Below are 6,951 nucleotides of genomic sequence, written 5' to 3' on the forward strand. Positions count from 1 at the left end.
GTACTTCGGCGGCTCCTCGGAGGCCGCCCAGGACCTCGCCGCCGAGCAGGTCGAGCTGTACCTGACCTGGGGCGAGCCGCCGGCGGCGGTTGCCGAGAAGATCGCCCAGGTACGCGAGAAGGCCGCCCGCCAGGGCCGCCAGGTGCGCTTCGGGATCCGCCTGCACGTGATCGTCCGCGAGACCAGCGAGGAAGCCTGGCAGGCCGCCGATCGCCTGATCGCGCACCTCGACGACGACACCATCGCCCGCGCCCAGGCCTCCCTGGCGCGCTTCGACTCGGTCGGCCAGCAACGCATGGCCGCGCTGCACGGCGGTTCGCGCGACAACCTGGAAGTCAGCCCCAATCTCTGGGCCGGCGTCGGCCTGGTACGCGGCGGCGCCGGCACCGCGCTGGTCGGCGACGGACCGACGGTGGCGGCGCGGGTCAGGGAGTACGCCGAGCTGGGCATCGATACCTTCATCTTCTCCGGCTACCCGCATCTGGAAGAGTCCTACCGGGTCGCCGAACTGCTGTTCCCGCACCTCGACGTGCAGCGCCCGGCGCAGCCCGAGGGACGCGGCTATGTCAGCCCGTTCGGCGAGATGGTGGCCAACGACATCCTGCCCCGGCAGGCCGCGCAGAGTTGAGAGCGGTCGGAGCGAACGACATGAGCATTTCCAAACGACTGGCCGAGCGCCTGGCGCCCTGGGCGCTGCCGCTGGTCCTGCTGGCGGTGTGGCAGGCGGCGGTGGAGTTCGGCTGGCTGTCCAGCCGCATCCTCCCCGCGCCCAGCGCCGTGCTCGAGGCCGGCTGGGCGCTGCTGCGCAGCGGCGAGATCTGGCAGCACCTGGCGATCAGCGGCTGGCGCGCGGCGATCGGCTTTCTCATCGGCGGCACCATCGGCCTGGTGCTGGGCTTCGTCACCGGCCTGTCGAAGTGGGGCGAACGCTTCCTCGACAGTTCGGTGCAGATGATCCGCAACGTGCCGCACCTGGCGCTGATCCCGCTGGTGATCCTGTGGTTCGGCATCGACGAGTCGGCGAAGATCTTCCTGGTCGCCCTCGGCACGCTGTTCCCGATCTACCTGAACACCTACCACGGCATCCGCGGCATCGACCCCGGCCTGCTGGAGATGGCGCGCAGCTACGGGTTGTCCGGCTTCGCCCTGTTCCGCCAGGTGATCCTGCCCGGCGCGCTGCCGTCGATCCTGGTCGGGGTGCGCTTCGCCCTCGGCTTCATGTGGTTGACCCTGATCGTCGCCGAGACCATTTCCGCCAGCTCTGGCATCGGTTACCTGGCGATGAACGCCCGCGAGTTCCTGCAGACCGACGTGGTGGTCCTGGCGATCCTGCTCTATGCCGTCCTCGGCAAGCTCGCCGACCTCGCCGCCCGCGGTCTGGAACGCGTCTGGCTACGCTGGCACCCGGCCTACCAGGTCAAGGGAGGTGGCGCATGAACGCCCACAACGCCGCCCTTGGCGGCACTCCGCAGCGCCTCAAGCGCGGTATCCCGCTGGCCCTGCGCGGAGTGGCGCGGCGCTTCGGCGAGCGCGAGGTGCTCAAGGACATCGACCTGCTGGTTCCGGCCGGGCAGTTCGTCGCCATCGTCGGCCGCAGCGGCTGCGGCAAGAGCACCCTGCTGCGCCTGCTGGCCGGCCTCGACCAGCCCAGCCGCGGCGAGTTGCTGGCCGGCTCGGCGGCGCTGGCCGAGGCCCGCGAGGACACCCGGCTGATGTTCCAGGACTCGCGCCTGCTGCCGTGGAAGCGGGTGATCGACAACGTCGGCCTCGGCCTGCGCGGCGACTGGCGGGCGAAGGCCCGGCAGGCGCTGCGGGCGGTCGGCCTGGCCGAGCGTGCCAACGAGTGGCCGGCGGCCCTGTCCGGCGGGCAGAAGCAACGCGTCGCGCTGGCTCGCGCGCTGATCCACGAGCCGCGCCTGCTGTTGCTCGACGAGCCGCTCGGCGCGCTCGATGCGCTGACCCGGATCGAGATGCAGCAACTGATCGAAGGACTCTGGCGCGAACACGGTTTCACCGTCCTGCTGGTCACCCACGACGTCAGCGAGGCGGTGGCGGTGGCCGACCGGGTGATCCTCATCGAGGACGGCGAGATCGGCCTCGACCTGCCGGTGGAACTGCCCCGGCCGCGCTCGCGTGGCTCGGCACGACTGGCCGCGCTGGAAGCCGAAGTGCTCAACCGGGTGCTGGCGCAGCCGGAGCTGCCGCCGCAACCCGAACCCGTTTCACCCCTGCCCACGCAACTGCGCTGGGCGCTCTAAGCAACCATGCCTCGTTCCGAATCCCCCCAGGAGAAACGCCATGACCATCAAAGCCATCAACGTTCGTAACCAGTTCAAGGGCACCGTGAAGGAAATCATCGAAGGGCCGGTATTGTCCGAGATCGACGTGCAGACCGCCGCCGGGATCGTCACTTCGGTGATCACCACGCGTTCGGTGAAGGAACTGGAGCTGGCCATCGGTAGCGAAGTGATCGCCTTCGTCAAGTCCACCGAGGTATCCATCGCCAAGCTGTGACGCTGGCTGCGCCGCGCTTGCGGCGGCGAGAAGGGCGGGGCCCCCGATGGGGCCCCGCCTTTTTTCGTCGCGTATCGGCAAGGCCGGCCGGTGGCGACGGCTAGCGTGGGTCGCTATGGAGCGGTCGGTAGGGCGAATAACCGCTCGCGGTCATCCGCCGTGGGGTCGACCGGGACTTCTCAGCCCCGGCGCGACAGGGGCTGGCGCTCGAAATGCACGCCGGCCAGGCCGGTCTGTTGCAGGGCGCGGATGTTGGCGTGGTCGTCGCCTTCCGGGTTGTCGCGCACCGCACGGTAGTGCTCGCCGAAGGCCAGCAGGGTTTCCTCGAGGCTGAGGCCTTCGAGGATGGCGAAGCCCAGGGTCTTGCAGGAACCTTCGTTCTGCCCGGCCGGGTTGCTCACGCTGCCGTTGTCGAAGGCGCTCGGCGTGTAGCTGTAGTGCTCGGCGATGAACGCCAGGGTGTCGGTGAACAGGTGGTGTTCGCTGCGCAGACGCGCGCGGAAGTCGGTCAGGGTCATCGAAACAGGCTCATGGTGTCTGGGGCAGGGTTGGCAAGGGGCCCGGTGGCCTCAGGCGTTGCCCTGGCTCTTGGCGAAGGCGGCCTGTTGTTCCGGGCTCGCTTCTTTCTGGTACTTGGCTTTCCACTCGGCATAGGGCATGCCGTAGATCTCTTCGCGGGCCTGGTCATTGCTGACTTCCACCCCGAGGTCGTCGGCGGCGGCCTTGTACCACTTGGACAGGCAGTTGCGGCAGAAACCGGCGAGGTTCATCAGGTCGATGTTCTGCACGTCCTTCCGGGTCTGCAAATGATGGACCAGGGTGCGGAAGGCGGCGGCTTCGAGTTCCAGGCGTTGCTGTTCGGTGAGGTTGGCTGCGGTCATGGCGGTGTTTCTCGACGATGGCTCGGGGCAGGGTGAAGGCACAGGGCCAGGTCCGGCGATGATAAGAGTTGGCGCGGCCGGCGGGCAACGCTTGTGCGCGTCTTCGCGCGGTTCGCTCGTCGGCCGCCTCAGCGGTGGCCGGCGAGGGTGATCGAGACCGACTCGGCGAAGCGCAGCGCGTGCGGCTTGTCCACTTCCACCTCGGCGTAGCGCACCGCCGGGTTCTCCATCACCAGGTCGAGGATTTCCTGGGTCATCCGTTCGAGCAGGGCGAAGCGGTTCTCCTCGACGTGGCGGATGATCGCCTTGGTGATGGTGCGGTAGTTCAGCGCGTGCTCGATGTCGTTGACCTCCACGGCGTCCGCGGCCGGGTAGAGGATGGTCAGGTTGATCAGCACGTCCTGCTTGTTGAGGATTTCCTCCTCCTTGATCCCGATGAAGGTGCGCAGGCGCAGGTCCTTGACGCGGATTCGCGCCATTCCCGGTTCCAGTCGCGGCATGTCACTTGCTCCTTCCGATCAATTGCAGAAATTCCTGGCGGGTGGTGTTCGAGTCGCGGAACGCGCCGAGCATCACCGAGGTGAACATCTGCGAGTTCTGCTTCTCCACCCCGCGCATCATCATGCACATGTGCTGGGCCTCGATCACTACCGCCACGCCGGCGGCGCTGGTCACCTGGCGGACCGCCTCGGCGATCTGCCGGGTGAGGTTCTCCTGGATCTGCAGGCGGCGGGCGAACATGTCGACGATCCGCGCCACCTTCGACAGGCCGAGCACCTTGCCGGTGGGAATGTACGCCACATGAGCCTTGCCGATGAAGGGCAGGAGGTGGTGTTCGCACAGGGAGTACAGCTCGATGTCGCGGACGATGACCATTTCATCGTTGTCCGAGGCGAACAGCGCGCCGTTGACGATTTCCTCCAGGGTCTGGCCATAGCCGTGGCAGAGGTACTGCATGGCCTTGGCCGCGCGCTTCGGGGTGTCGAGCAGGCCTTCGCGCTGCGGGTCTTCGCCGAGACCGACGAGGATCTCCCGGTAATGCTGGGAAAGTGCTGGGTTCATAAGGGGTCCTTGGCGCCTCACTTGACGTGGCGGCCGCCGTTCACGGTCAGGGTGGTCCCGGTGACGTAGGGGTTGTCCAACAGGTAGCGAAGGCTCTGGTAGATGACTTCCGGCCCCGGCTCGATGCCGAGGGCGGATTTCGCCAGAGTGCGGGCGCGGTATTCGGCGTCGTCCCCGTCGTTGAACATCACCAGCGCCGGTGAAATGGCGTTGACCTTGATCCTCGGCGCGAAGCGCGCGGCGAACGACAGGGTCAGGTTGTCCAGCCCGGCCTTGCTCGCGCAGTAGGCGATGCGCCGGGCGCTGCCCTTGCGCGCCACGTCGTCGGTGAGGTGGACGATGTCGGCGGGCTGCGAGCGTTCCAGCAGCTCGGCGCAGTGCAGGTTGATCAGGTAGGGCGCGAGCATGTGCACGCAGAACAGTTGCTGGAACGCCTCGGCTTCGTGGCCGGGCGTCTCGGCGACCCAGTCCGAGGCGTTGTGGACGATCGCTCGCAGGCTGTCGGTATGCTGCCGGAGGGACCCGATGAAGGCGAAGATGCCGGCCTCGCTGGCGAAGTCGGCGTGCAGGGTCAGCGCGCCGGCCTGGCGCAGTTCGTCCAGCGCCGGGCGTTCGCTGCGGTAGCTGACGATCACCGACTCGCCGTCGGCCAGCAGGCGGCGGGCGCAATGCAGGCCGACACGCTGGCTGGCGCCGGTGATCAGGATCGGGGCTGTCGCCATGGGACTCTCACAGCAGGCGAAGGGAATCGGATGGATGCAGGGTACCCGACTGAGCCAGTCGGGCAAAGCCTTGCGCTACGGCCCACCCCGCCGGGGTGGGCGGCAAGCCGTCAGTGCGCTTCCGGCAGGCTGGCGGCGCGCTGCGGGCGGCGGTGCAGCCAAGGGGCGAGCAGACGGCTGGAGAGGGGAATGAACCAGTAGGTCATCAACGGGGTGAGGACCAGCGTGCTGAGCAGCACCCGCGCGGCCAGCGACAGCTCGCCGAGGTAGGGGCCGGCGCCGAGGTTGAAGGCCAGCGAGACCGGGAAGAACGCCAGCCAGATCGCCACGCTCTGCTTCCAGCGCGGCGGTTTGCGGTTGTCGTCGAACCAGGCGGCGAGTCCGTGGGCGCGGTGCTCGCGCGGTTCGTCGAAGAGTCCCTGGCCGCGTTCGAGCCAGGCCTGGCGCGAGGCGGAGTGGGCCCAGGCGGCGAGGGTGGCGTCGTCGGCGAAGCGAAAGATCATCTGGAATTCGTCTCCGCCAGCGGGCGGCGCCAGCGCCCCGGAGCCGAGGTAGCCGGGGAAGTCGGCGGCGAGGGCTTCGCCTTCGCGCTGCCAGGCGAGGAAGTCGCGGTAACGGCCGGCGGCGACGCGGCGGGCCACCAGCAGGGTAACGGGAGCGGTAGACATCGTGTATCTCCTGGAACGGTTGAGCGCGCTTCGTGGGCGCCCTCGGACAACGGCGCAGCGCCGGGGGTGGTGGGCTGCGTCGGAGGACAGGCAAGGATCGTTCCCGCCGTGGTGGCGAAGGTTCGCTGCCGTGTCTACGGCAGCGCGATGACATCCCGATGACAGGGCGCGCACCGAAATGGTGCTTTTGTGGCCTGTCTGCATTGATTCGGTGCGTCCCGCTCGGCGAACGCATGCGGCATAATGCCCGGCTTACCCCTGTTGGCTTACGGAGTGTTCATGAAAGTCGCCATTCTCTCCGGCTCGGTCTACGGCACCGCCGAAGAAGTCGCCCGGCACGCCCAGAAATTGCTGTCCGCGGCCGGCCTCGAGGCCTCCCATCTGCCCCGCGCCAGCCTCGACGAACTCAAGGCCTTCGCCCCCGAGGCATTCCTGGTGGTGACCTCGACCACCGGCATGGGCGAACTGCCGGACAACCTGCAACCGCTGTACTACGCGATCCGCGACCAACTGCCGGCCTGGCACGGCCTGCCGGGTGGGGTCATCGGCCTGGGCGATTCGAGCTACGGCGACACGTTCTGCGGTGGCGGCGAGCAGGTTCGCGAACTGTTCGGCGAACTGGGCGTGCGCGAAGTGCTGCCGATGCTGCGCCTGGATGCCAGCGAAACCGTTACCCCCGAGACCGACGCCGAGCCTTGGCTGGCCGAGTTCGCCGCCGCCCTCAAGGGCTGATCCCGGGCGTACCCCGCCGAGGCGGCGGATAACCGCGTGGCGGTTATTCGCCCTACACGGGGAGGGGACAAGCGGTAGGGCGAATAACGCCCCAGGCGTTATCCGCCGAAACGCCTGCCGAGGCGGCGGATAACCGCGAGGCGGTTATTCGCCCTACACGGGGAGGGAGCAAGCGGTAGGGCGAATAACGCCTCCAGGCGTTATCCGCCTAGCTTCTGCCGAGCTGGCGGTTATTCATCTTACGCCGGGCTTTCCTCCAGCGGCTGCTCGCGCAGCAGCTCCAGCCAGGCCTGCGCCGCCCGCGACAGGTAGCCGCCCCGGCGCCAGATGAAGGCGATGTCCCAGCGCAGGTCCGGCTCCCTGAGCAGGACC

General features: G+C 68.1%; 11 protein-coding genes and 1 pseudogene. 5 read left to right on the top strand and 7 right to left on the bottom strand.

Annotated elements, in window-relative coordinates; all coding sequences use genetic code 11:
* The 4 genes from FFS27_RS25405 to FFS27_RS25420 all read left to right on the top strand — a co-directional run.
* A partial coding sequence (locus tag FFS27_RS25405) for an LLM class flavin-dependent oxidoreductase (protein WP_137952278.1) occupies positions 1 to 628 on the top strand: 628 nt, incomplete at its 5' end.
* 20 nt (positions 629 to 648) lie between these two features.
* Entirely contained in the window at positions 649 to 1,437 is a 789-nt protein-coding gene (gene ssuC, locus FFS27_RS25410; RefSeq protein ID WP_003091909.1) for an aliphatic sulfonate ABC transporter permease SsuC, read from the top strand.
* Entirely contained in the window at positions 1,434 to 2,258 is an 825-nt protein-coding gene (ssuB, locus tag FFS27_RS25415; RefSeq protein WP_003117544.1) for an aliphatic sulfonates ABC transporter ATP-binding protein, read from the top strand. The genes ssuC and ssuB overlap by 4 nt, the downstream gene beginning before the upstream one ends.
* Positions 2,259 to 2,298: 40 nt before the next feature.
* A complete protein-coding gene (locus FFS27_RS25420) occupies positions 2,299 to 2,514 on the top strand; it encodes a TOBE domain-containing protein (RefSeq protein ID WP_003091900.1) in 216 nt (71 codons plus the stop codon).
* A gap of 179 nt (positions 2,515 to 2,693) precedes the next feature.
* Here the strand turns inward: FFS27_RS25420 and FFS27_RS25425 are convergent, their stop codons facing one another.
* The 6 genes from FFS27_RS25425 to FFS27_RS25450 form a co-directional block, all read right to left on the bottom strand.
* Complete coding sequence (locus FFS27_RS25425) at positions 2,694 to 3,032, bottom strand: HopJ type III effector protein (protein ID WP_003091899.1); 339 nt, start codon at positions 3,030 to 3,032, stop codon at positions 2,694 to 2,696.
* A gap of 51 nt (positions 3,033 to 3,083) precedes the next feature.
* The gene (locus FFS27_RS25430) at positions 3,084 to 3,395 is read right to left on the bottom strand and encodes a DUF1244 domain-containing protein (RefSeq protein ID WP_003091898.1); all 312 of its coding nucleotides are present in this window, start codon (positions 3,393 to 3,395) and stop codon (positions 3,084 to 3,086) included.
* Between the two features lie 128 nt (positions 3,396 to 3,523).
* Positions 3,524 to 3,895, bottom strand: a complete 372-nt coding sequence (gene folX, locus FFS27_RS25435; protein ID WP_003091897.1) for a dihydroneopterin triphosphate 2'-epimerase — start codon at positions 3,893 to 3,895, stop codon at positions 3,524 to 3,526.
* Position 3,896: 1 nt separating this feature from the next.
* A complete protein-coding gene (gene folE / locus FFS27_RS25440; protein ID WP_003091896.1) occupies positions 3,897 to 4,457 on the bottom strand; it encodes a GTP cyclohydrolase I FolE in 561 nt (186 codons plus the stop codon).
* Positions 4,458 to 4,474: 17 nt separating this feature from the next.
* Positions 4,475 to 5,179: a dihydromonapterin reductase gene (folM, locus tag FFS27_RS25445; RefSeq protein ID WP_003138201.1), complete on the bottom strand. Its 705-nt coding sequence runs from the start codon at positions 5,177 to 5,179 to the stop codon at positions 4,475 to 4,477.
* Positions 5,180 to 5,289: 110 nt separating this feature from the next.
* Positions 5,290 to 5,847, bottom strand: coding sequence for a hypothetical protein (locus FFS27_RS25450; protein WP_003111015.1), 558 nt, complete (start codon positions 5,845 to 5,847; stop codon positions 5,290 to 5,292).
* Between the two features lie 279 nt (positions 5,848 to 6,126).
* On the opposite strand from FFS27_RS25450, the gene FFS27_RS25455 reads away from it, so the two are divergent.
* Positions 6,127 to 6,579, top strand: a complete 453-nt coding sequence (locus FFS27_RS25455) for a flavodoxin (protein WP_003102319.1) — start codon at positions 6,127 to 6,129, stop codon at positions 6,577 to 6,579.
* 239 nt (positions 6,580 to 6,818) lie between these two features.
* On the opposite strand, the pseudogene FFS27_RS25460 reads toward FFS27_RS25455, so the two are convergent.
* Positions 6,819 to 6,951, bottom strand: a pseudogene (locus tag FFS27_RS25460) (LysR family transcriptional regulator); the annotation flags it as partial.

Source organism: Pseudomonas sp. 2VD, from assembly GCF_005503585.1.
Taxonomy (GTDB): Bacteria; Pseudomonadota; Gammaproteobacteria; order Pseudomonadales; family Pseudomonadaceae; genus Pseudomonas; species Pseudomonas aeruginosa.